22 protein-coding genes are annotated in these 21992 nt (G+C 70.2%); 10 read left to right on the top strand and 12 right to left on the bottom strand.

Annotation, left to right across the window (positions count from 1 at the left end):
- Window positions 1-15: 15 nt before the first annotated feature.
- A complete protein-coding gene (locus tag GXW78_RS21080; protein WP_211870869.1) occupies window positions 16-309 on the bottom strand; it encodes a PGPGW domain-containing protein in 294 nt (97 codons plus the stop codon).
- A 132-nt stretch (window positions 310-441) separates the two neighbouring features.
- Window positions 442-1713, bottom strand: coding sequence for an aminotransferase class I/II-fold pyridoxal phosphate-dependent enzyme (locus tag GXW78_RS21075; protein WP_338147804.1), 1272 nt, complete (start codon window positions 1711-1713; stop codon window positions 442-444).
- A 91-nt stretch (window positions 1714-1804) separates the two neighbouring features.
- On the opposite strand from GXW78_RS21075, the gene GXW78_RS21070 reads away from it, so the two are divergent.
- Window positions 1805-3139: an aminotransferase-like domain-containing protein gene (locus tag GXW78_RS21070; RefSeq protein ID WP_211870867.1), complete on the top strand. Its 1335-nt coding sequence runs from the start codon at window positions 1805-1807 to the stop codon at window positions 3137-3139.
- Between the two features lie 9 nt (window positions 3140-3148).
- Here GXW78_RS21070 and GXW78_RS21065 read toward each other — a convergent pair whose 3' ends face one another.
- A complete protein-coding gene (locus GXW78_RS21065; RefSeq protein ID WP_211870866.1) occupies window positions 3149-3637 on the bottom strand; it encodes a GNAT family N-acetyltransferase in 489 nt (162 codons plus the stop codon).
- Between the two features lie 121 nt (window positions 3638-3758).
- Here GXW78_RS21065 and GXW78_RS21060 point away from each other — a divergent pair, with 121 nt between their 5' ends.
- Both GXW78_RS21060 and GXW78_RS21055 read left to right on the top strand, forming a co-directional pair.
- The gene (locus GXW78_RS21060) at window positions 3759-4721 is read left to right on the top strand and encodes a Bug family tripartite tricarboxylate transporter substrate binding protein (protein WP_211870865.1); all 963 of its coding nucleotides are present in this window, start codon (window positions 3759-3761) and stop codon (window positions 4719-4721) included.
- A 19-nt stretch (window positions 4722-4740) separates the two neighbouring features.
- Complete coding sequence (locus tag GXW78_RS21055) at window positions 4741-5502, top strand: aspartate/glutamate racemase family protein (protein WP_246522499.1); 762 nt, start codon at window positions 4741-4743, stop codon at window positions 5500-5502.
- A gap of 534 nt (window positions 5503-6036) precedes the next feature.
- Here GXW78_RS21055 and lpdA read toward each other — a convergent pair.
- Window positions 6037-7428 carry a dihydrolipoyl dehydrogenase gene (gene lpdA, locus GXW78_RS21050; RefSeq protein WP_211870863.1) on the bottom strand — a complete coding sequence of 464 codons (1392 nt, stop codon included), beginning with the start codon at window positions 7426-7428 and terminating at the stop codon, window positions 6037-6039.
- A gap of 220 nt (window positions 7429-7648) precedes the next feature.
- Here lpdA and GXW78_RS21045 point away from each other — a divergent pair, with 220 nt between their 5' ends.
- The 3 genes from GXW78_RS21045 to GXW78_RS21035 are packed head-to-tail and all read left to right on the top strand — an operon-like array spanning window position 7649 to window position 10635.
- A complete protein-coding gene (locus GXW78_RS21045; protein ID WP_246522498.1) occupies window positions 7649-8647 on the top strand; it encodes a Bug family tripartite tricarboxylate transporter substrate binding protein in 999 nt (332 codons plus the stop codon).
- A gap of 11 nt (window positions 8648-8658) precedes the next feature.
- Window positions 8659-9624, top strand: coding sequence for a tripartite tricarboxylate transporter substrate binding protein (locus tag GXW78_RS21040; RefSeq protein WP_211870862.1), 966 nt, complete (start codon window positions 8659-8661; stop codon window positions 9622-9624).
- 39 nt (window positions 9625-9663) lie between these two features.
- Window positions 9664-10635, top strand: coding sequence for a tripartite tricarboxylate transporter substrate binding protein (locus tag GXW78_RS21035; RefSeq protein ID WP_211870861.1), 972 nt, complete (start codon window positions 9664-9666; stop codon window positions 10633-10635).
- Window positions 10636-10842: 207 nt separating this feature from the next.
- Here the strand turns inward: GXW78_RS21035 and GXW78_RS21030 are convergent, their stop codons facing one another.
- Genes GXW78_RS21030 through GXW78_RS21010 form a run of 5 tightly spaced genes read right to left on the bottom strand, consistent with a single transcriptional unit; the run spans window position 10843 to window position 14981 of the window.
- Window positions 10843-11817: a Bug family tripartite tricarboxylate transporter substrate binding protein gene (locus GXW78_RS21030; RefSeq protein WP_211870860.1), complete on the bottom strand. Its 975-nt coding sequence runs from the start codon at window positions 11815-11817 to the stop codon at window positions 10843-10845.
- Window positions 11814-12419, bottom strand: coding sequence for a YcxB family protein (locus tag GXW78_RS21025; RefSeq protein ID WP_211870859.1), 606 nt, complete (start codon window positions 12417-12419; stop codon window positions 11814-11816). The genes GXW78_RS21030 and GXW78_RS21025 overlap by 4 nt, the downstream gene beginning before the upstream one ends.
- A gap of 55 nt (window positions 12420-12474) precedes the next feature.
- A complete protein-coding gene (locus GXW78_RS21020; protein WP_211870858.1) occupies window positions 12475-13419 on the bottom strand; it encodes a Bug family tripartite tricarboxylate transporter substrate binding protein in 945 nt (314 codons plus the stop codon).
- A gap of 37 nt (window positions 13420-13456) precedes the next feature.
- Window positions 13457-13993 carry a YcxB family protein gene (locus tag GXW78_RS21015; RefSeq protein ID WP_211870857.1) on the bottom strand — a complete coding sequence of 179 codons (537 nt, stop codon included), beginning with the start codon at window positions 13991-13993 and terminating at the stop codon, window positions 13457-13459.
- 10 nt (window positions 13994-14003) lie between these two features.
- The gene (locus GXW78_RS21010) at window positions 14004-14981 is read right to left on the bottom strand and encodes a tripartite tricarboxylate transporter substrate binding protein (RefSeq protein WP_211870856.1); all 978 of its coding nucleotides are present in this window, start codon (window positions 14979-14981) and stop codon (window positions 14004-14006) included.
- A gap of 38 nt (window positions 14982-15019) precedes the next feature.
- Here GXW78_RS21010 and GXW78_RS21005 point away from each other — a divergent pair, with 38 nt between their 5' ends.
- Window positions 15020-16375, top strand: coding sequence for a replication-associated recombination protein A (locus GXW78_RS21005; protein ID WP_211870855.1), 1356 nt, complete (start codon window positions 15020-15022; stop codon window positions 16373-16375).
- A gap of 21 nt (window positions 16376-16396) precedes the next feature.
- Here GXW78_RS21005 and GXW78_RS21000 read toward each other — a convergent pair whose 3' ends face one another.
- A complete protein-coding gene (locus GXW78_RS21000; protein WP_211870854.1) occupies window positions 16397-17059 on the bottom strand; it encodes a YopT-type cysteine protease domain-containing protein in 663 nt (220 codons plus the stop codon).
- A gap of 77 nt (window positions 17060-17136) precedes the next feature.
- Window positions 17137-17802 carry a hypothetical protein gene (locus GXW78_RS20995; RefSeq protein WP_211870853.1) on the bottom strand — a complete coding sequence of 222 codons (666 nt, stop codon included), beginning with the start codon at window positions 17800-17802 and terminating at the stop codon, window positions 17137-17139.
- A 130-nt stretch (window positions 17803-17932) separates the two neighbouring features.
- On the opposite strand from GXW78_RS20995, the gene GXW78_RS20990 reads away from it, so the two are divergent.
- Window positions 17933-18301 (top strand): fluoride efflux transporter FluC, encoded by a 369-nt coding sequence (locus GXW78_RS20990; RefSeq protein ID WP_211870852.1) that lies wholly within the window; start codon window positions 17933-17935, stop codon window positions 18299-18301.
- Here GXW78_RS20990 and GXW78_RS20985 read toward each other — a convergent pair.
- A complete protein-coding gene (locus tag GXW78_RS20985; RefSeq protein ID WP_211870851.1) occupies window positions 18291-19397 on the bottom strand; it encodes a 4-oxalomesaconate tautomerase in 1107 nt (368 codons plus the stop codon). The genes GXW78_RS20990 and GXW78_RS20985 overlap by 11 nt on opposite strands.
- Window positions 19398-19548: 151 nt before the next feature.
- On the opposite strand from GXW78_RS20985, the gene GXW78_RS20980 reads away from it, so the two are divergent.
- Complete coding sequence (locus GXW78_RS20980) at window positions 19549-20523, top strand: RluA family pseudouridine synthase (RefSeq protein ID WP_211870850.1); 975 nt, start codon at window positions 19549-19551, stop codon at window positions 20521-20523.
- A 2-nt stretch (window positions 20524-20525) separates the two neighbouring features.
- Window positions 20526-21992, top strand: a 1467-nt coding sequence (locus tag GXW78_RS20975) for an AsmA family protein (protein WP_211870849.1), incomplete at its 3' end; no start/stop codon positions are given.

The raw sequence follows: 21992 nt of genomic DNA, 5'->3' as shown, positions 1-21992 counted from the left end.
CAGGCGGTCAAGCCGTCAGCCGCGGTTGAACAGCCGCCGCATCCGTTCCGCCGCGCCCGCACAGCGGCGGCCGAATGAAGCTTCCATCGCCTCGATGCGCGAGACGTGGTGCGGCCAGCGCCCTTCCACCCAGCCCCAGCGCCGCGCCGCCCAGATATGCTGGTCGCGCAGCACGAAGACGCCGAGTGCCAGGAACAGGAAGCCCTGCAGAAAGGGAAGGACGAGGCCCGCCGCACCCAGGCCGAGGCAGCACCAGCCCGTCAGCTTGCGGGACCGTGAGGGACGCAGGATGACCATGCCGACCGACATGGCCCGCCGCCGACGCGGCCGCAACGGCGGTTACACGCCGTTGCTCGGCGAGGTGACGTTTCCTTCCGGTTCCGTCACGGCATGTTCCCCGGTGCCGCGCCAACGACGTCGCCCGCCCGAGGGCGGGGCACGTCACGCCGCGCGCTCAAGCCCGCCGGCTTCAAGCGCCGCCAGATGGATGCACAGCGCGATGCCTTCCGCCGCGGTGCGGACGTCGTCCACGGACGGATAGGTCGGTGCCAGCCGCAGAACGGAGTCGGTGGGGTCCCGGCCGTAGGGCGAGGTCGCCCCCGCCGGCGTCAGGGCGATGCCGAGCCCCCGTGCGAGTTCCACCACCCGCTTCGCCGATCCCTGGATCATCTCGACCGTGATGAAGTACCCGCCCTCCGGCTTCGTCCAGCGCGCGAGATTCAGGCCACCGAGCCGCACGTCGAGCGCCTCGAGCACAGCTTCGAACTTCGGCGCGATCAGCCGGCGATGCCCCGTCATGTGGCGGTGGATGCCATCCAGATCGCGCAGGAAGCGCGTATGGCGAAGCTGGTTCAGCTTGTCCGGCCCGATCGTCCGCCGACCCGCCTGCTCCAGGTACCATGCGACATTCGCCTTGGACCCCGCGAAGAAGGCGAGGCCCGCGCCGGCCAGCGTGATCTTCGAGGTCGAGGCGAAGATGAAGGCGCGGTCCTCATGCCCCGCCGCCGCGGTCAGGCCAAGGATGTCATGCGGCGCCGGACGGTTCTCGGTCAGGTGGTGCACGCCATAGGCATTGTCCCAGAACAGCCGGAAATCCGGCGCGGCCGTCTTCAGCCCTGCGAGGCGCTGCACCGTTGCATCCGAATAGGTCACGCCCGACGGGTTGGAGTAGGACGGCACGCACCACATGCCCTTCACCGCCGGGTCCGCGGCCAGGCGCTCGGCCTCCGTCACCACCGGCCCGTCCTCATCCATCGGCACCGGGATCAGGCGGATGCCGAACCCTTCGCACAGCCCGAAATGCCGATCGTAGCCCGGCACCGGGCAGAGGAACGCGATCTCCTGCCGCACCCAGGGCGCACCACCCGGCACGCCCTTCAGCAGCGCCCAGACGATGCAGTCATGCATGACGGCAAGCGAGGAGTTCTCGTTCACCACCACCGCCTCGGCCGGCACGCCCAGCATGGCGCCGAACAGCCGGCGCGCCTCGGCCAACCCCTGTAGGCCGCCATAGTTCCGGGCATCCTCGCCGGCCTCGGTCACGAAATCCCGGTTGCCCGGCAGCGCCAGCATGCCTTCCGCGAGGTCGAGCTGCTCCGGCGACGGCTTGCCCCGCGTCATGTCGAGCTTCAGCCCCTTGGCGGCCAGGCGCGCATACGTCGCGCCCGCCTCCGCACCCTGGGCGGCGAGCACATCGGGGGAAAGAACGGTCACGGGAGATCTCCGCATCACGACAGGCGACAACGGCGCGCACGGTGTGCGACACATTGCCTCGGATCAATCGCGATATTGTCCTGAGATCAATATGCCCGAAGCCGACTATCGCCGCCTCGCCGACGCCATGGCCGCCGAGATCGCCGCCGGACGATTGCGCCCCGGCGCACGGCTGGAACCGGTGCGACGCTACGCCTATGGCCGCGGCATCGCGGTTTCCACGGCGAACCGGGTCTATGCGGAGCTCGCCCGGCGCGGGCTGGTCGCCGGCGAGGTCGGCCGCGGCACCTTCGTCCGTGCCGGCCTCACGCAGCCACCGCTGGCCGAGCCCGGCCGGCCCGATGTCATCGACTTCGAGTTCAATTTCCCCGCCATTCCCGGCCAGGCCGAAGCGCTCGCCGAGGCGCTGCGCGACGCGCTCGCGCCCGACCGCGCCGCCGAAGCGATGCGTCCGGTCGGCGCCACGGGCCATGCCGCGGCGCGCCGCGCGGCAGCGCGACACCTCGCCCGCGGCGGCTGGGCTCCGATGCCGGAGGAGATGCTGTTCACCGGCGGCGGGCGGCAGGCGATCGCCGCCGCGCTCGCCGCCTGCGGCACCGCCGGGGACCGCATCGGCATCGAGGCCATGACCTACCCGGCCGTGAAGGCCGCCGTGACGCGGCTCGGCCTCGTGCCGGTCCCGCTCGCGATGGATGCGGAAGGCGTAACGCCGGCAGCGATTGAGGCCGCCGGGGCGCTGAAGGCCATCTACCTCCAACCGGTGATCCACAACCCGACCGGCGCCAGCATGAGCATGGCCCGGCGCCGCGCGCTGGCCGACCTCGCCCTGCGCGAGGACATCATCCTCATCGAGGATGCCGTCTTCGGCTTCCTTGACGAGACGGACGCGCCGCCGCTGATCGCCCTCGCACCCGACCGTGTGCTGCTGGTGGACGGCATGTCGAAGCGCGCCTCGCCGGGGCTCAGCAGCGGCTTCGTCGCCGCGCCCGCCGCCGCGCTGCGGCGGCGCGTCGCTGCCGCGATCCGTGCAGGGGCGTGGCACGCCTCCCCCATCGGCCTCACCGCCGCCACGGCGTGGATGGAATCGGGGCTGCTGCGGTCTCTCGAAGCGCGCAAGCGGGTGGATGCGATGGAACGCCAGGCGGTGCTGCGGCAGGGGCTCCCCGGCCACGCCCTGCATGGCGACCCGCGCGCCTATCACCTGTGGCTGGAACTGCCGGAGCCCTGGCGGTCGGACGCGTTCACCACCGCGGCCGCCCGGCGTGGCGTGGCGGTGACGCCATCCAGCGCCTTCGCCACGCAGCCCGGCCATGCGCCGAACGGCGTGCGGATCGCGTTCTCCTCGCCCTCCCCGTCAGCGATGGCAGAGGGCGTGCGCATCCTCGCCGCGCTGTTGGCCGAAGGGCCAGAGAACCTGTCGGAGTAGTGGCCCGGTTCAGCTTCCCAGGCGGCGCATCAGGAAGCGGGTGCCGGCGATCGGCGTTACGTAGTACGGCGCGGTCTCGACGAAGCCGAGGCGGGCATAGAGCGCCTGCGCCTCCGTCATGCTCGGCAGGGTATCGAGGCAGATTTCGCGATAGCCAAGGCGCGCGGCCTCGGCGCAGATCGCTTCCGCCATCGCCTGGCCCAGGCCAAGCCCGCGGCCAGGCGGCGCGACGTAGAGGCGCTTCATCTCGCAGCGCCCGGCTTCCGCCATGGCGCGCAGCGCGACGCAGGCGAGCGGCTCGCCAAGGTCGCTTTCCGCGATCAGCAGCGCACCCCGCGGCGCAGCATAGTTGCCCGGCAGCCCCGCGAGTTCCGCCGCGAAGTCCTGATAGGCGAGATCGACGGGCAGCGCTGCCGCATAGTCCCGGAACAAGCGCGCCACCTGCGCGATCTGCGCCGCGGTTTCAGCCCGAACGATACGGGTGCCTTCGTCGCGCATCGCGCGACTATGATTACCCCTCTCCACCCTTGCAACGCGAACGCCGCCAGCGGGCGGGTTGACGGGCTAGGCATCGGGACGAAGATGCCGGCTCTCCCCTGCACGAAATCGGATACTCACGATGCGATCGGTACTTCTCGGACTCGCGATGCTCGCCATGGGCGCATCGCACGCGGCGCTGGCACAGACCTTTCCCGACCGCCCAGTCCGCCTCGTCATTCCCTACGCCGCCGGAGGCGCGCTCGACGTCATCGGGCGCCCGGTCGCGGAGCAGTTCCAGCGCATCACCGGCCAGCCGCTCGTCCTCGAGAACCGTGCCGGCGCCAACGGCACCATCGCGGCCGACCACGTCGCGAAGTCGCGGCCCGACGGCTACACACTGTTCATGGCGACGAGCGGCCCGATCACCGTCGCGCCGTCCCTGATGCCGTCCCTGCCCTATGATCCGCGCACCGACCTGATGCCGGTTACGTACCTGGTGAACATGCCGAACGCGCTGTTCGCCGCCGGCGATGTCGGCAACGATCTTCCGGCCGTCCTCGCGGCCGGTCGCGCCGCGCCAGGGCGGATCAGCTTCGGCTATCCCGGCAGCGGATCGCAGGGGCATCTCGCTTTGGCGCTGATGTCGCAGGCGACCGGGACGGAATGGCTGGGCGTGTCGTATCGCGGCGCGTCCCTCGTGCTGAACGACATGGTCGCCGGCACGGTGTCGCTCACCTTCACGACCTTCGCGACCGCGCGCGGTCTGATCGCGGGCGGGCAGGTGCGGCCGATCGCGGTGGCTGCCGCGACGCGCACCGCCTCCATGCCGAACGTGCCGACCTTCGCGGAGCTGGGCTTCCCCGCCGTGGAAGTCCCGCTCTGGGCCGGCGTGATGGCACCGCGCGGCACACCGGATGCGATCGTCACACGGCTCAACGAGGCGCTGGTCGCGGCCGTGACCTCACCGCCCGTGCGCAGCCTGATGGAGACGGTGGGCGCCGACATCACCGCACAGGGACCCGCCGAGTTCCGCACGATGGTCGAAGCCGACTATGCCCGCTGGGCCGACGTGATCCGACGCGGCAACATCCGCATCGACTGAGATGGAACGGAAGAACACGATGTCCCGCAGAGCCTTTGGCGGAAAGACGATCTACGGCGCGCGCGTCGGCATCCTGATGCTCGACACCGCCTTCCCCCGCGCGCCGGGTGATACCGGCAACGCCGACACCTGGCCCTTCCCCGTTCTCTACAAGGTCGTGAAGGGCGCAACAGCGCGCGAGGTGGTGCATGAGAAAGGCGGCACGCTGCGCCAAGCCTTCCTCGATGCAGCCGCCGATCTCGTGAGGGAAGGCGCCGACGGCATCACCACCACCGGCGGCTTCCTCTCCGTCTTCCAGAAGGATCTCGCCGACCATGTCGGCGTGCCCGTCGCGAGTTCATCCCTGATGCAGATTCCGCTGGCGCAGAGCCTACTGCCCCGGGGCAAGCGCGTCGGCATCCTGACGGTACAGGGCGAACGCCTCGGCCCCGACCATCTGAAGGCGATCGACGTGGACCCCACCACGCCGATCGTCGGCACGGAGAAGGGCACGGAACTCACCCGGGTGCTCATCGGCAACGAACGCGAGATGGACTACGAGGCCGCCGAGCAGGACATGCTCCAGGCCGGCGAGGAACTGATGCGGCGCCACCCGGACACCGGCGCGATCGTCCTGGAATGCCACAATATGGCGCCGTTCTCGCGCATCCTGGCGCGGACCTTCCGCGTGCCGGTGTACGACGTCTACACGCTGGTCACGTGGTTCCACGCCGGGCTGTCGCCGCGGGACTTCGGCCCGCCGGGGTCGCGGCCCGGATATGGGGATTGGCGGGAACGGTGACGCGTCAGGGGACCGAGAGGGGCGCCGCCCCTCTCGGGCTCACCCCGCCAAAGGCCGAAGGGCCTTTGGAAACCTCAAGCCGACCTTGCACACGGTTCGCGCCGGATGGTCGGGGGTTCCGTTTGGGGTGCTGAGAGCGCCGGCCGGCGCTCCGCGATGCCAGGAAAATCGGCAAGCCAGACGGGCAAGCCGCTCACACCAACGACCCCTACTCGGGACCGTTGGCAAGCTTTCTCATGCCCACAGGCGCCGGGCGAAAACCTCCGGTTTGCTTGGCTTTCGCCGGACTACCGGCGGGCCGCATTCGCGGCCTCGGACCGGTCAGCAGACCGGCCCGTTGGTATCAGAAGCAAAATAAGGCGCTGACGCCGCGGCCGGTCCCCGTGAACAACCAGGCAGCGCGCGCAGCACGCCCCCTACCTTCACGGCAAACCCCCCCTCCACCCAGCACCCAGTCGAGGTTTCCAAAGGCCTTTCGGCCTTTGGTGGGGAGAGGTCCGGAGAGGGGCAAAGCCCCTCTCTGGTCCCCCTCGATCAGATATGGATCGGCTTCGTCCAGGCCGCCAACGCCGCTTCCTTCACCGCCTCGTTCAGCGACGGATGCGCGTGGCTGACCCGCCCGATGTCTTCCGCGCTCGCGCCGAACTCGATTGCGATCGCCATTTCCGCGATCAGCGTGCCCGCATCCGGCCCGATGATATGCGCGCCGAGCACTTTGTCGGTCTTCTTGTCGGCCAGCACCTTCACGAAGCCGTCCGTCGCGCCCATCGCGCGGGCGCGGCCATTCGCCATGAAGGGGAACTTGCCGACCTTGTATTCGGTGCCGGCGGCCTTCAGCGTCTCCTCGGTCGCGCCGACCGACGCGACTTCCGGCCACGTGTAGACCACGCCCGGGATGGCATCGTAGTTCACATGCGGCTTCTGGCCGACGAGCAGCTCGGCGAGCGCGTAGCCTTCGTCCTCCGCCTTGTGGGCAAGCATCGCGCCGGCGATGGCGTCGCCGATGGCGTAGATGCCCGGCACGTTCGTCGCGAAATGCGCGTCCGTCTTCACGCGGCCGCGCTCGTCCAGCGCGACGCCGACCGCCTCCAGTCCGAGGCCGGCAACATACGGCCGGCGGCCGATCGCGAGCAGCACGACGTCGGCGCGCATCTCCTCCGCATCGCCGCCGGCGGCGGGCTCGACCTTCAGCGTCACGCCGCTGGCGTCCGCGACGGCGCTCGTCACCTTCGACTTCAGGCGGATCTTCATGCCCTGCTTGGTCAGGATGCGCTCGAACTGCTTGCGCACCTCGCCGTCATTGCCGGGCAGCAGGCCGTCGAGGAATTCGATCACCGTCACCTCGGCGCCGAGGCGGCGCCACACCGAGCCCAGCTCCAGCCCGATCACGCCGCCGCCGATGACGACGAGGTGCTTCGGCACCTCCGCCAGCTCCAGCCCACCGGTCGAGGTGACGATGCGCTTCTCGTCGACCTCGACGCCCTTGAGCGGCGTGGACTCCGACCCCGTCGCGATGACGATGTTCTTCGTCTCATAGGTGGTGCCGGCGACCTCGACCTTGCCGGGGGCGGCGATCTTTCCCTCGCCCTTCAGCCAGGTGATCTTGTTCTTCTTGAACAGGAACTCGACGCCGCTGACGTTGGCCTTCACCACGTCGGCCTTGCGCGCCTGCATCTTCGCGAGGTCGAGCCCGACCTTCTCGATGACGATGCCCTGCTCCGCGAAGTGATGCCCGGCTTCCTCGAAGGATTCCGACGAATGCAGCAGTGCCTTCGAGGGGATGCAGCCGATGTTGAGGCAGGTCCCGCCCAGCGTCTCCCGCTTCTCGACGCAGGCGACCTTCAGCCCGAGCTGCGCGGCGCGGATCGCGCAGACATAGCCGCCGGGGCCGGCGCCGATGACGATGAGGTCGAAAGTGTCGGGCATGAACAGTGTCCTGCGCTCGGTGTCTCTGGGATCGTCCGGCGTCGGGCCACGGCCCTGGACCAGGGCGCGCCGATGCCGGCTTCAAGATGGGCCGGAAACTGCCCCTCCGGCGGGGCGGGATCAAGGCTCGGAAATCTTGTGAACGGCGCCGGGCCCCGCCTATCCTGCCCGCCATATGGGCAGGCGCCGCCAGATGCGCCGCCCTGGAGGAGGAATGTTCATGATCGACCGGGACATGGGTGCCCCGCGCCCGACGCGCCGCCTGCTGATCCTGTCCGGCGCCGCAACGCTTGCCGCGCCTAGCCTTGCACGCGCGCAGGGACGCTATCCGGACCGCCCGATCCAGCTCGTCGTGCCCTGGCCGGCGGGCGGGTCGGCGGATGTGCAGCTCCGCTCGATCGGGGATATCGCCTCGCGCACGCTCGGCCAGCCGGTGGTCATCCAGAACCGGCCGGGCGCGGGCGGCACGCTCGGGCCGATGCAGGTGGCGCAGCAATCGCGGCCGGATGGCTACACGCTGACGCAGATGCACCTGTCGGTGCTTCGCCGCCCCTGGATGATGCGCACGCCGCAATGGGACCCGATCGCGGACTTCACCCACATCATCGGCATGACGGGCTGGCTGTTCGGCTGCGCCGTCAAGGCCGACAGCCCGTTCCAGACCTGGCAGCAGATGATCGCCTATGCACGGGCCAATCCGGGCAAGCTGAACTACACCACCTCGGGCATCGGCACGACCAACCACCTGGCGATGGAAACGATCCAGGAGAAGGAGAACGTCCAGCTCACCCACGTTCCCTTCCGCGGATCGAACGAGGCCGTCACCGCCGTCCTCGGCGGCCAGGTGGAGATGGTCTGCGACAGCTCGACCTGGGCGCCCTTTGTCGAGAACGGTCAGATGCGCTGCCTGTCGGTATGGACCGCCGAGCGCGTGCCGCGCTTCCCCAACGTGCCCACGTTGAAGGAACTCGGCTACGACCTGACCGTCACCTCGCCCTATGGCGTGTCCGGTCCGAAGGGCATGGATGAAGGCGTGGTGCGCGTGCTGCACGACGTGATGAAGACCGCGCTGATGAGCCCCGAGAATACCGAGGTCCGCAGCCGCTTCGACATGCCGCTCGTCTACCAGGACACGCAGACCTACCGCGCCTTCATCGCCGAGCGCGTGGAATACGAGAAGGCGATGGTGCGCCGCCTGAACCTCAGCCTCGATAGCTGAGGGGCACCGCCATGATCGCGCGTCGCATCCTCCTTGCGGGCGCGGCGCTGCCGCTGCTCGCGCGGCCTTCGCTCGGCCAGGGCCGCTTTCCGAACCGCCCGGTGCGCTTCCTGATCCCCTGGGCGCCGGGCGGCACGCTGGATGGCTTCATGCGCATCCAGGCCGAGATCTTCCAGCAGGAATTCGGCCAGCCGCTGATCATCGAGAACCGCCCGGGCGCGCGGGGCACCCTCGCCGCCATCCAGCTGACGACGCAGGCGCGGCCGGATGGCTACACCGTCGCGCATCATCATCTCTCGGTCATCCGACACCCCTTCCTGACCCGGCGGCCGAGCTGGGACCCGGTCAACGACTTCACCTACATCATGCAACAGACGGGCTTCGTGTTCGGCCATGTCGTGCTGCCGAGTTCCGGCTGGAACACGCTCGGTGACATGTGGAACGCGGCGCGCGCGCGGCCGGGCCAGCTCTCCTACGGTACCTCCGGCATCGCGACCTCGAATCACCTGGCGCAGGAGGATCTGTGCGAGCGCGAGAACGCGCCGATGCTGCACGTGCCGTTCCGCGGCACCAGCGAGAACATCACCGCGCTGCTCGGCAAGCAGATCGACGTCATCGCCAATTCCAACGCCTGGCAGGGCGCTGTCGAATCCGGCCAGCTCAAGCTGCTCGCGGTCTGGACCCGCGACCGCCTGCGCGCCTTCCCCGACGTGCCGACGCTGCTCGACCTGGGCTACGGCATGTCGGTCACCTCGCCCTACGGCATCGCCGGCCCGAAAGGCATGGACCCGGAGATCGTCGAGTTCCTGCACCAGGCCTTCAAGCGCATGCAGTTCAGCGACCAGATCCAGGCCTACATGGCGCGCAACGACCTGCCCGACGAATATCTCGGCCCGGCCGACTACCTCGCCTTCGCGCGCGAGCGGGCGGTCTATGAGGAACGGATGGTGAAGCGGCTGAACCTCAGCATCGACTGACGCGCCGGCGGCAAGGCGCGCGGGGAAGGAGAGAGGACCATGACGTCACGCATCTCACGCCGCGCCGCCCTCACTGCCGGCGCGGCGCTTCTCGCCCGGCCGGCGCTCGGCCAGGCGCGCTATCCCAACCGGCCCATCCGCATCATCACGCCCTGGCCGCCCGGCGGCTCGCTCGACGCCCTCCAGCGAACGATGTTCGACATCGTCGGCCGCGACCTCGGCGTCACCGTGATCTCCGAGAACATGCCCGGCGCGCGCGGCACCCGCGCCGCAATCCTGCTGACGACGCAGGCGCAGCCCGATGGCTACACCCTCGCCCACCATCACCTGTCGATCATCCGCCACCCGTTCCTCACGAAGACGCAGACGTGGAACCCGGTGACGGATTTCACCTACATCATGCAGCTCTCCGGCTTCGTCTTCGGCACGGCGGTGCGCGCCGACAGCCCCTGGCAGACGCTGGCGCAGCTGTTCGAGGATGCGCGCCGGCGGCCGGGTGCCCTCACCTACTCCACCTCCGGCATCGCGACGACGAACCACCTCGCGATGGAAGACCTGTGCGCGCGCGAACGCTGCGAGATGACGCATGTTCCCTTCCGCGGCGCGCAGGAAGGCGTCACCGCACTGCTCGGCCGGCAGATCCATGTGGTGGCGGATGCGCAATCCTGGCGGCCGCAGGTGGAGACGGGCGAGTTCCGCCTGCTCTCCGCCTGGACCCGCACGCGCCTGCCTTCCTTCCCGGACGTCCCGACGCTGAACGACCTCGGCTACAACATGGCCGTCACCTCGCCCTACGGTTTCGCCGGCCCGAAGGGCATGCCGCCGGAGGTGGTCGACATCCTCCACCGGGCCCTGCGCAAGGCGATGCAGGATGAGGCCAGCCAGGCGATCATGCGGCGGTGGGAGATGCCGGACGAGTATCTCGGCCCGCGCGAGTATCTCGCCTTCGCCGTGGAGCGGACGGCGTATGAGCGGGAGACGGTGGCGCGAATGGGGCTGTCGATCGATTGATCCCGGCGCGTGCGGGAAAGGGGCGGCGCCCCTCCCCGCCAGGCGGCCACGGACGGCCCGGCGGACGATGCCGACCGCGATTCGTCAGACACCGCCGGCCGCCGCGCCACCGCCATACCGACCAAGCACCCATCCAGCCCAAGGCCGGGTCGACGGGTCCGAACGCCCATGGGCCTTGGCAGGGGAGGGACAAAGCCCCTCCCGCGTTTATCCCACTTCGATCCGCGCTTCCCGCACGATCCGCCCCATCAGCGCCCGCTGCTCCGCCACGAACCGCGCGAAGGTCTCCGGGTCCGTCCCCACCGGCAGCGCGCCGAGCGCATCCAGCCGCTGCCGCACCGTCGCATCCGCCAGCGCGTGCTTCGCGGCCTCGTACAGCCGCTGCACGATCGGCGCCGGCGTGCCGGCGGGCGCGTACAGCCCGTTCCACTCGTTCAGCTCGTAGCCCTCGAAACCCTGCTCCGCGATGGTTGGCACGTCCGGCAGCGGCGCGATGCGCTGCGCCGTCGTCACGCCGAGCGCCACCAACCGCCCGTCGCGCACGAGCTGCAGAGTCGAGGAGACGGTGCCGAAGACGAAAGCGATCGACCCGCCGAGCAAATCCTGCAGCGCCGGCGTGCCGCCGCGATACGGCACATGCGTGACGTCGAACCCGGCCCGGTTGAGGAACAGCGCCGCGGCCAGATGCGCCGCCGTCGCGTTGCCCGAGGAACCGTAGGACAGCGTCGCCGCGCGCGGTCGCGCCCAGGCGATGAACTCCTGCACGGTCCTGGCCGGGCAGTATTGCGGGTTCACCGCCAGGATCTGCGGCAACACCACGACTTCACTGATCGGCGCGAAGGCCGTCGCGTAGTCGAAACCCAGGCCGCGGATCACGTGCGGGTTCACCGTGTGGGCCAGCGCATCGATCATGATGGTCTGTCCATCCGGCGCGCTGCGGGCGAGTTCCTGTGCGCCGATTGACCCGCCGGCACCGCCGCGGTTCTCGACCACCACGGGCTGGCCGAGGAAGGCCCCCATCGGGCCAGCCAGCAGGCGGGACGTCGTGTCGACCCCGCCACCCGGCGGATAGGGAGCGATCAGGCGGATCGGGCGCGACGGAAACGCCTGCGCCCGCGCACCGATCGGTAGCAGGAGCCCGGCGGCGCCCAGGGCAGCCCGTCGCGCGAAGGGGAAGGTCATGGCGTCGTCTCTCTCCGGATCGGTCTCGACGCTTCTACAGCCTCCATCCCTTCCTGGTCACGACGGGCGATGGCGTCGGTGATGGCCGTCAGCAGCGCCGCCACCGATGCCGCGTCAAGGCAGCGCTTCGGCACGATGTTGGCGTATTGCGGCCCGATCAGGATGAAGACGTGTTCGGGCGTCTGCTCGACACCATCGATCGCGCTCCAGAAGTACAGGCTGCGCGCGCCGGTCGCCGTCACCTCGATGCCGTCCGGCAGGATCGCCATCGTCATCGGGCCCGTCATCACCGTGCTCGCCCGGCCGGCGAGCTGGAACGCCGTGCTGCTGCGGGCGGAGGCGCGGCGCATCCTGCCGAAGAAGGGCAGCAGGCACAGGCCGAGCAGCGATGGCAGCAGCGCCGTGAGCAGCGCGCCGGTATCAGGCTGCAGCCTGCGGAACCCTCCCATGACCCAGGCAAAGAGCATCACCAGCACGGGCAGGCACAGCAGCAGCAACAGATAACGCTGCGTCATCGCCCGACGCAGGGCGGGCCGGGTCGCGACGTGGCACTTGAAGGCGTCGATGTCCGCGGGCAGCAATTCGTAGTCGAGGCGCAGCATCCTGTCCCTTTCGCTCTGCCCGCGATGGCTGCCACAGGCCGGAACCCAGGGCCATTCAACTGTCGAGGCGGATGCCTTCCTCGCGGATCAGCGTTTCCATCTGCGCGCGTTCTTCCGCCAGGAACCGCGCGAAGGCCGCGGGTCCATCGGCTGCCGGCAGCAGGCCGAGGTCATTGAGGCGCGGCCGCAGCGACGCCTGGGCCATCGCCTCCGCCGCCGCGGCGGCGATGCGCGCCACCACCGGCGCCGGCGTCCCGGCCGGCGCCAGCAGCCCCAGCCAATCGCCCATCGCGAAGCCTGCGAAGCCCTGCTCGGCGACTGTCGGTACATCAGGATATTGCGGGCTGCGCTGCGCCGACGACACCGCCACGGCGCGAAGCCGCCCATCCCGCAGCAGCGGCGCCGCCAGCGCGACCGAGGTGAACCCCATCGGCACATCGCCCCGCAGCAACCCGGCGATCTGGTCCGCGCCGCCGCGATAGGGGATGTGCTCGCCGCGGATGCCGGCGCGGCGCAGCAACTGCGCCATGGCAAGCTGCGTGCGCGCACCCACGCCGACGCTGCCGTAGCGCGCCTGCGCAGGCTCGGCACGCAGCTTCGTCAGCAGGTCGGGCAGTGTCGAGACGCCGAACTCCGCCCGCACCACCAGCAGCAGCGGCAGGGTCGCGAGCAGCGTCACCGGCGCGAGGTCCCGCACATAGTCGAAGGACAGCCCGCGCATCAGGAAGGGATTCACCGTCTGCCCGCCGGAATCGAGCAGCAGCGTGGTCCCATCCGGCGCCGATTGCGCGACATGGCCGGCGCCCACGGCGCCCGAAGCGCCGGACCGGTTCTCCGGCGTCACCAGCGCGCCGAGCGCCTCGCTCATGCGCGGCGCGATCAGCCGGCCGAGGATGTCCGTGCTGCCGCCCGGCGGGTAGGCGATGACCAGGCGCACGGGCCGGTCCTGGGCCAGAGCGGGGGTCGCGAACGGCAGGGCAAGCAGGGCGCGGCGCAGCATGGCCGTCCCGGTGGGCCTGCCCCGCCGGCCGGTCAAGTTACGATCCGGTTGCGGCGAGACGGGCGTCGAACGCCGCGCGGATGGCCGCGACATCCGCCGGTGCGAAGCCGGCCTTCGCCATGATGAAGGGCGGCAGCGTTCCGAAATGGACGAGGATGAAGTCGCGCGTCTCGTCGATGCGCGTCAGCGTGCTCCAGGGCCTCGGCTCGCCGTCCTCGCCGAACCGCAGTTCCACCGTATCCGGGTGCATCGACAGGGTGACCGGCACCGGCAGGTCCGCGGGCCAGCCGCGCTGCTCGCCATCGCGACGCAGGACTTCGACCTCGCCGCGCATCCGCCGCCAGCCCCAGAACCACAGTGCGGCGATGGCGATGAGGCCGACGCCGCCGATTGCCGCGATCGTCCTGCCGGGCCAGGCCAAGGCGAAGCCGGCCAGCGGCCAGATGACCAGCGACCACACCAGCAGGATCGGCAACCCGTGCCGCCATGCCATCCGCCGGCTCGCCTGCGGGAACGCCTGGCCGATGCCGGCCTCGAGCTGTGCCCGCGTGATCGTTCCGCTGAAGGATGGCATCCCGCTGGCCCTACTCCAGGCGGATGTTCTCCGCCCGGATCAGTTCCACCAGCCGCGCGCGCTGTTCCGCGGCGAAGGCCGCAAGCTGCGCCGGCGTGCTGCCGACCGGCAGGATGCCGATCTCGGTATAGCGGCGCTGCACGGCGGGCTCGGCCAGCGCCGCGGCCGCCGCCTCATGCAGCCGGGCGATGATGGCGGGCGGCGTCGCCGCCGGCACCCACAGCGCCACCCACTCGTTCAGCTCGAACCCCGGAAAACGCTGCTCGGCCACGGTCGGGACGTCGGGAAAGGCGGCCAGCCTTTCGCGCGTGGACACGGCCAGCGCCCGCAGCCGCCCCTCCTGCACCAGCGGCGACGCCGCGGGAACGGTCGAGAAGGTGAAGGACACCGTCCCCGCCAGCACATCGGCCAGCGCCGCGGCGCTGCCGCGATAGGGCACATGCACCACCTCGATGCCCGCCAGCCGCGACAGCAGCGCCGAGGCGAGATGCGGCCCCGCCGCGATGCCCGAGGAGGAATAGGTGAGCTGCCCCGGCCGCTGCTTCGCCTGCGCGACCAGCTCTGCCAGGGTCCGCGCCGGGAAATCCGGCTTCACCACCAGCACATGCGGCAGCACGGACACCTGCGTCACCGGGGCGAAGGCCGTGGCGTAGTCGAAGGTCAGGCCACGCATCAGCGTATCGTTGCTGACATGCGCCGCGGCGTCGGCGAGCACCGTGTACCCGTCAGCCGGTTGCTGCGCGACATGGGCCGCACCGATCGAACCCGAGGCGCCGCCGCGATTCTCGACGACGATCGGCTGGCCCAATACCTCCTGCATCTTCGGCAGCAGCAGCCGGATCGGCACGTCGACGCCGCCGCCCGGCGTCCACGCGACCAGGATGCGCACCGGCCGGGTCGGCCACGGCGCCGCCTGCGCCCGCGCCACGGCGGGGGCGACGAGCAGGGCAAGCGCCGCGCGGCGCGCCAGGGCTGGTCGGAACGGCATGTTTCTCTCCCGGGGGATCGACGGTGTATCCTGGCTCCATGGCTGCTCGCCGCCCACAGGGCAATCCCTCCCCCGCCAGCGACCTTTTCGGTTCCCAGGAAGAAGCGGTCGCGGAGCCGCATGACGCCGCCCGCCCCCTCGCTGACCGGCTGCGTCCGTGCATCCTCGCCGAGGTGGTCGGACAGGACCATCTGCTCGGACCGGAAGGCGCGATCGCGCGGATGCTCGACCGCGGATCGCTCGCCTCGCTGATCCTCTGGGGACCGCCCGGCGTCGGGAAGACCACCATTGCGCGGCTGCTGGCGGAAGCCGCCGGGCTGCGCTTCACGGCGCTCTCGGCGGTGTTCTCGGGCGTCGCCGACCTGAAGCGCGCCTTCGACGAAGCTCGCGCGCGCAAGACCAACGGCCAGGGCACGCTGCTGTTCATCGACGAGATCCACCGCTTCAACCGCGCGCAGCAGGATGGCTTCCTGCCGGTGGTCGAGGACGGCACCGTCACCCTGGTCGGCGCCACGACCGAGAACCCGTCCTTTGCGCTGAACGGCGCGCTACTGTCGCGCTGCCAGGTCATGGTGCTGAAGCGGCTGGACGATGCGGCGCTCGACCTGCTGCTCGCGCGCGCGGAGACCGAAATCGGCCGCGCGCTGCCGCTGGATGAGGAAGCGCGCGGCACGCTACGCGCCATGGCCGATGGCGATGGGCGCTACCTGCTGAACATGGCTGAGCAACTCGCCGCGCTGCCGGCGCGGACGAAGCCGCTCGACACCGCCGCGCTGTCGACGCTGCTCGCGAAACGCGCCGCGCTCTACGACAAGGATCGGGAGGAGCACTACAACCTGATCTCCGCGCTGCATAAGTCGATGCGCGGTTCCGACCCCGACGCGGCGCTCTACTGGTACGCGCGCATGCTCACGGGCGGCGAGGATCCGCGCTACATCGCCCGCCGCCTGACACGCTTCGCCGCCGAGGATATCGGCATGGCCGATCCACGGGCGCTGCCGCTCGCCATCGCTGCCTGGGAAACCTACGAACGTCTCGGTTCGCCGGAGGGCGAGCTCGCCCTCGCGCAGCTCGTCGTGCATCTCGCGACCGCGCCGAAGTCGAACGCAGTCTATGCCGGGTTCAACGCGGCGATGCGCGCGGCGCGCGAGACGGGCAGCCTGATGCCGCCGAAGCACATCATCAACGCGCCGACGAAGCTGATGAAGGAGATCGGCTACGGCTCGGGCTATGAATACGACCACGATGCCGAGGAAGCCTTTTCGGGGCAGGACTACTTCCCCGAGGAAATGCAGCGGCAGAATTTCTACCAGCCGACCGATCGCGGCGCGGAGGCCGCGATCGCCGAGCGCATGGCGCGGTGGGAGGAGATGCGGCGGACGCGGCGCCGCTGACACCCCGCCCCGATCCGGCCGTCAGCGAACCACTTCGAACGCGTAGATGTAGCGCACGCCGAGGAACTGGCTGGCGTAGGCCTCGAACAGATTCCAGGTGAAGTCGTAGGAATCCTTGGCGTTGATCCGATACTCGCCGAGGTTCGGATCAAAGAGGTAGAAGTGCTTTCCGCCGATGAGCGACCCTTGCGAGGAGTAGCTCGCGACCATGTGCCCGGCATTGCCGTTGGCGGTCGACAGGCCGATGCTCCAGAGCGTGTAGGTCCCGGGCGGGTCGGCCACATCGGTCGCCACGTCCGCGAGCTTCCGGAAGTCGCTGGTGAACTCCTTCTTGCAGTTCGTTCCCGATACCCGCAGGGCATAGGCCTTCAGCGGATCACCGTACAATTCGTTCATCGCCGTGTACGCGTCACCGGTGGTGGCGCTCAGGGCGGCGTGAATGTCCTGCGTCTTGCCGCCCCAGATGAAGGCGGCGTTCGTGTAGATCGCCTTCGCCCGCTGCTCGGCGCTTTCGCTGTGGAACATCATCCGCCGCGCTGCCCAGATCATGGACAGGCCGCTGCAGATGCCGTTGCGCTTACCGTCCGACAGCGGCGTGTTGTACAGCGCCTGGAACAACTGGTCGTTGCCCAGGATCTGCCCCTGGTCCAGCGCCCAGGTCGGCGTATAGCCTTTCACCCTCATTCAATTTCCCTTCCCGTTTGGCGCGATCCACGTAAGCCGGCGCGGGTGCCATGGAGCGGTCGCGCACCGCCCCTGCTTCAGGCGCGCCGCAACTCCACTGAACAGACGTGCCGCACACCCGTGAAGGTATCCAGGTAGGCTTGCACCCAGCCCTTCAGGTACGTCTCGCCGTCACCGGTACCGACGCGGTACTCACCCATGTTCGGGTCGAAGTGATAGAAGTGCCTGTTGTGTCCCAGCGTGCCGTGGGATGCGTAGGACGCCGTCCAGTGCCCGCACGATGCGCCGGCATTGTCGAGCCAGATGTAGTGCAGCACGTATGAACCGGCCGGCCGCGCCGGCGCCCACATGACGGCGGCATCGCCACCCGCATCGGTATGCGCGGCGGTCGAGATGGTGGACGGCACGACGCGCAGCGCATAGGCCCGCAGCGCCTCGCCGAGCATGGTCTCGAGGTACTCGCCCCAGCTGCTGCCCGACGCCGGGTTTGCATTGTGGATGTCCTGCGTCTTGCCGCTCCACTGGAAGCCGGGCGTGCTGATCAGCGACGCAGCGCGCTGCTTGGCAGACTCGTCGTGGAACATCATGCGCCGGGCGAGCCAGACGAGCGACAGGCCGCAGCAGATGCCGCCGCGCTTACCATCGCTCAGCGGCGCGTTGTACAGCGCCTGGAACACCTGGTCGTTTCCTAGAATCTGGCCCTGGTCGAGTGAGAAGGTCTTTGTGAATCCCGCTACTTCCATCGGTCGCCGCCTTCTCTTTTGTGTGTCGGACGGGACGCTAACGGGCCGCGTAGAATGCGGCAATTCCGTGATCGGGCATGATCCATCTCACTGTGCAATACTTCACGGCCCGCCCGACGGAACCCTGCCCATGGCCGCTGTCAGCCTGACCACCATCGCCCTCGTCGCGCTCGGCGGCGCGGCCGGGTCGGTGCTCCGCTACCTCACCTCGGTGCTGGCGCTCGACTGGCTCGGCCCGGCCTTTCCGTGGGGGACGCTCGCGGTGAATGCGATCGGCAGCTTCGTCATCGGCGCCGTGGCAGGGGCGGATGTGGAAGGTCAGGCGCGGCTGCTGCTGGTTGCGGGATTCCTTGGCGGCTTCACGACCTTCTCGGCGTTCTCGCTGGAGGCGACGATGCTGTGGGACCGCGCACCGGCGCTCTCCATCGCCTATGTCGCCGCCTCGGTGCTGCTCGGCGCGACGCTGTGCCTCGCCGGCTTCTGGCTGTTCAGGCGGTAGGCCGGCCAGCCCAGATGCGCGCGGGGATGAACACCTCGCCCGCCATCAGCTTGCGCGCGGTGCGCAGCGTCCCGCCACCCAACACCTCCACGCTCTCATTGCCGGCGCGCCTGGTGCTGATCACCGCCTCCATGTGCCCGGTCGGGTGTTCCAGCACGATGGTTTCGCGTTCGTTCGGCCCGATGCGCGCCAGGCTCTCCGCCACCGTCCCCGGCAGCATGCAGGCGGTCGCGATGCAGATGCCGCCGGTCACCGCCATCGCCTCATGGCAGGCGAGCGGCGTGAAATAGCGCGCGGCGATCCCGGTGCCGCCGGCCGCCTCCGCCACCATCGCGAATTTCGGCATCACCTTGCCCGTCGCGTCGCCCATCCCCATCGCGACGCTCGCCGCACGACGGATGCGCTCGATGCGCTCCATGAAGTCGCGATCGGCGTCGAGTTCCTTCGCACTCTCTCGCGCCGTCTTTCCCAGGTCCTTCGCCCGCGCGATCACCACGGGCATGGCGACGTCGAGGCAGGTGACCTCCACCCCTTCGATCGCATCTTTCGCGTTGCCGGTCGGCATCAGGCGGCCGGTCGCGCCGCCGACGGCATCGGCGAAGTTCAGCACGATGGGTGCGGCGGTGCCGGGCACGCCGGCGATTGCCGCATCGCCGTCATAGGTCACGCGCCCGCCCGGCGTCTGCACGACGGATTCGATCAGCGCGCCGGTGTTCACCGCGCGGATCATCACGGACGTCTCGCCGTCCTTCGCCGGCACCAGCCCCTTCTCGATCGCGAAGGGACCGATCCCCGCCAGCATGTTCCCGCAGGTCGGCCCGAAGTCGACGAAGGCCTTGTCCACCGATACCTGCGCGAACAGGTAGTCGACCTGCTGCTTTTCCCCGGACGCCGCCGGAGAGACGATGCAGACCTTGCTGGTCAGCGTCGTCGCGCCGCCCAGCCCGTCGATCTGACGCGCATCGGGGCTGCCCATGGCGGCAAGCAGCACCTCGGCGATGCCTTCCCGGCTGTCCGGCAGGTCGGCCGCGAGGAAATACGGGCCGCGGCTGGTGCCGCCACGCATCAGGGTGCAGGGGATCGCGGTCTGGGTCATGCGCGCATTGAAGCGCGAAAGCGGGGTTCTGTGCAGCGGGGTCGGGTGCGGTCGCGGCTGTGGAGCTCGTACCCACCATATCAACCACTCGTTTTACTCTTTCGCATGCAGGCGGCCTGAGTCCGGCCGCCGCATGTGCTAAGCTGCCGCCATGCCCGTCACGCTTCGTACCGTTCGCCCTGCCGACGGCGAGATCCGCCTCGACCGCTGGTTTCATCGCCACTTCCCCTTGCTCACCCAGGGCGCGCTGCAGAAGATGCTGCGCAGCGGCCAGATCCGCGTGGACGGCAAGCGCGCCGAGGCGAACACCCGTCTCCTCCCCGGCCAGGCGATCCGCGTCCCCCCCATGCCCGAGGGCCAGGCGCCGCTCGCCGAACCGAAGCCGGTTGACCCGCGGGAGGCCGCCGCACTCGAACGCCTGGTGATCTACCGCGACGAATCGGTCATCGCGCTCGACAAGCCGCAGGGCATGCCGGTGCAGGGCGGCCCCGGCATCGCGAAGCACCTGGACGGCATGCTGGACGCGCTGCGCTTCGGCAATGAGGACCGGCCGCGGCTGGTGCATCGCCTCGATCGCGACACCACCGGCGTGCTGCTCCTCGCCCGCACCCCGGCGGCCGCCTCGAAGCTCGCCGCCGCCTTCCGCGGGCGGGATGCGCAGAAGACCTACTGGGCCATTGTGGTCGGCCGGCCGCATCCCCTGGACGGTCGCATCGACATGGCGCTCGCGAAGCACGCCGGGGGCCATGGGGAACGCGTCATCCCCTCCGACGGCAAGGATTCCGCGCGCGCCGTCACGCTCTATCGCACCATCGATTCCGCGCAGAAGCGCGCCGCGCTGCTGGAGATGACGCCGCTCACCGGCCGCACCCACCAGCTCCGCGTCCATTGCGCCTCGGCACTGGAGACGCCGATCCTCGGCGACGGGAAGTATGGCGGCGCGGCGGCGCATCCGGACGGCTTCGGCGACCGCACGCTGCACCTGCACGCCCGCGCCCTGCGCCTGCCGCATCCCGAAGGCGGCTTCCTCGAACTCGCCGCCCCGCTGCCGTCGCATATGAAGGACACCTTCACCTTTCTGGGCTTCGACAAGCCGAGGACGCCGCCCTGCCGGCGGGTGCGCTGACCATGCGCGCGGTGAAATGGATCGGCGGCCTGCTCGGCGGGTTGGTGCTGCTTCTCGGCATCGGCCTCATCGGGCTGACCTACGCCCTCGACGCCGGCGTGCTGACGCCGCGCATCCTCGCTGCGATCGAGGCCTCGACAGGGCGCACGGCGACGCTGGGGCGCGTATCGATCGGCCTCGGCCTGACGCCGCGCGTCGTCATCCGGGATGCGACGCTCGCCAACCTGCCCGGCGGCTCGCGCCCCGACATGGCGCGCATCCGCCGGGCTGAGGCGAGCCTCGCCATCCTGCCGCTGCTCGGCGGCGACATCGCCTTCCGTCAGGTCGCCATCGAGGGCGCCGACATCCTGCTGGAACAACTGCCGGACGGCACGCCGAACTGGGTGTTCCAGGCCCCGCCGCGCGACGCGGCGCCAGCCCCCGCCCCTGCCGGCGTGCCGCCGGCCGAGCGCCCCGAACGGCAGCTCACCATTGACGCCATCACCCTCGCCGACAGCCGCGTCACCCTGCCGGACCCGCGGATCGGCACGGTCGAGGTGCAGACGGCCCGCGTGCAGGGCTTCGGCAGCGGCGCGGAGAGCTTTACCGCCCGCTTCCTGCTGCATGGCGTCACCCTGTCCCTGATCGGGGAGGTGCCGCCGGCACCCGCGCCGATCCGCGCCACGCTGGCGACGGGTGGCAACCGCCTCGCCGCGCAGGGTCGTCCCGGCGCCGGCCTCGCCTTCGAGGCCACCTTGCCGGACTACGCGGCGCTCCGGCCGCTGCTCGTCGCCCTCGCGCCTCAGGCGCCGCTGCCAGCGGTGCTGCCCCCACTCAGCGGCACGCTGCGCCTCGGCGCCGACCTGCTGCCGCTGGCGGCGACGCTGCAGGCCGGCGCGGCGGACCTCGCGGCTCTGCGGCCAGGGTTGCGGCTGACACGGCTCGACGTCGCCGCACCCGGCCTCGACCAGCCCGCCGAGGTGACGATCGCGGCGACCCAGGGCGAGTTGCCCATCACGGCCACGCTCACCCTCGACCGTCCGGGCGTCCTGCTGCCCTGGATGCCCGAAGCGCCGCTCGGCTTCCGGCTGCGCAGCGCCGCCGGCGGCGCTGAAGCCGAGGCGACCGGTCGCATCGAACGCCCCCGCGCCCTGGAGGCCGCGACCGCCGAATTGCGCGTGACCGTGCCGGACATGCAGGCCCTCGCGCCCATCCTGCCGGACCCTGTGCCGCTGCGCGATGCGACCGTCACGGCCCGCGTCATCGCCGAGGGCCCGCTGCGTGGCCCGTTGCGCATCGAGGCGCTGCGCATCACGGCTGACGCACTCGCCGCCGAGGGCGAGATGCGCCTCACCCCCGGCCGCCCCTTCGGCGTCGACGGCAGGCTGGCGGCCGAGCGGATCGACCTCGACGCCCTGACACGCCGCGCGCCACGGGCTTCGCCGGATGCGTCGCCGGCGCCCCCCGCGCCCGCGGCGCCGCCCGCCACC

Origin of the sequence: Neoroseomonas terrae (genome assembly GCF_018129025.1) — a bacterium.
Classification (GTDB): domain Bacteria; phylum Pseudomonadota; class Alphaproteobacteria; order Acetobacterales; family Acetobacteraceae; genus Neoroseomonas; species Neoroseomonas terrae.
Note: the sequence above shows the minus strand (reverse complement) of the source record. Positions and strands in the feature narration are given on the sequence as shown.

What these genes read in the sequence shown, in the direction of transcription:
- GXW78_RS21080 (WP_211870869.1), bottom strand. Translation starts at nt 309, where the DNA reads ATGTCGGTCGGCATGGTCATCCTGCGTCCCTCACGGTCCCGCAAGCTG.
- GXW78_RS21070 (WP_211870867.1), top strand. Translation starts at nt 1,805, where the DNA reads ATGCCCGAAGCCGACTATCGCCGCCTCGCCGACGCCATGGCCGCCGAG.
- GXW78_RS21065 (WP_211870866.1), bottom strand. Translation starts at nt 3,637, where the DNA reads ATGCGCGACGAAGGCACCCGTATCGTTCGGGCTGAAACCGCGGCGCAG.
- GXW78_RS21060 (WP_211870865.1), top strand. Translation starts at nt 3,759, where the DNA reads ATGCGATCGGTACTTCTCGGACTCGCGATGCTCGCCATGGGCGCATCG.
- GXW78_RS21055 (WP_246522499.1), top strand. Translation starts at nt 4,741, where the DNA reads ATGTCCCGCAGAGCCTTTGGCGGAAAGACGATCTACGGCGCGCGCGTC.
- lpdA (WP_211870863.1), bottom strand. Translation starts at nt 7,428, where the DNA reads ATGCCCGACACTTTCGACCTCATCGTCATCGGCGCCGGCCCCGGCGGC.
- GXW78_RS21045 (WP_246522498.1), top strand. Translation starts at nt 7,649, where the DNA reads ATGATCGACCGGGACATGGGTGCCCCGCGCCCGACGCGCCGCCTGCTG.
- GXW78_RS21040 (WP_211870862.1), top strand. Translation starts at nt 8,659, where the DNA reads ATGATCGCGCGTCGCATCCTCCTTGCGGGCGCGGCGCTGCCGCTGCTC.
- GXW78_RS21035 (WP_211870861.1), top strand. Translation starts at nt 9,664, where the DNA reads ATGACGTCACGCATCTCACGCCGCGCCGCCCTCACTGCCGGCGCGGCG.
- GXW78_RS21030 (WP_211870860.1), bottom strand. Translation starts at nt 11,817, where the DNA reads ATGACCTTCCCCTTCGCGCGACGGGCTGCCCTGGGCGCCGCCGGGCTC.
- GXW78_RS21025 (WP_211870859.1), bottom strand. Translation starts at nt 12,419, where the DNA reads ATGCTGCGCCTCGACTACGAATTGCTGCCCGCGGACATCGACGCCTTC.
- GXW78_RS21020 (WP_211870858.1), bottom strand. Translation starts at nt 13,419, where the DNA reads ATGCTGCGCCGCGCCCTGCTTGCCCTGCCGTTCGCGACCCCCGCTCTG.
- GXW78_RS21015 (WP_211870857.1), bottom strand. Translation starts at nt 13,993, where the DNA reads ATGCCATCCTTCAGCGGAACGATCACGCGGGCACAGCTCGAGGCCGGC.
- GXW78_RS21010 (WP_211870856.1), bottom strand. Translation starts at nt 14,981, where the DNA reads ATGCCGTTCCGACCAGCCCTGGCGCGCCGCGCGGCGCTTGCCCTGCTC.
- GXW78_RS21005 (WP_211870855.1), top strand. Translation starts at nt 15,020, where the DNA reads ATGGCTGCTCGCCGCCCACAGGGCAATCCCTCCCCCGCCAGCGACCTT.
- GXW78_RS21000 (WP_211870854.1), bottom strand. Translation starts at nt 17,059, where the DNA reads ATGAGGGTGAAAGGCTATACGCCGACCTGGGCGCTGGACCAGGGGCAG.
- GXW78_RS20995 (WP_211870853.1), bottom strand. Translation starts at nt 17,802, where the DNA reads ATGGAAGTAGCGGGATTCACAAAGACCTTCTCACTCGACCAGGGCCAG.
- GXW78_RS20990 (WP_211870852.1), top strand. Translation starts at nt 17,933, where the DNA reads ATGGCCGCTGTCAGCCTGACCACCATCGCCCTCGTCGCGCTCGGCGGC.
- GXW78_RS20985 (WP_211870851.1), bottom strand. Translation starts at nt 19,397, where the DNA reads ATGACCCAGACCGCGATCCCCTGCACCCTGATGCGTGGCGGCACCAGC.
- GXW78_RS20980 (WP_211870850.1), top strand. Translation starts at nt 19,549, where the DNA reads ATGCCCGTCACGCTTCGTACCGTTCGCCCTGCCGACGGCGAGATCCGC.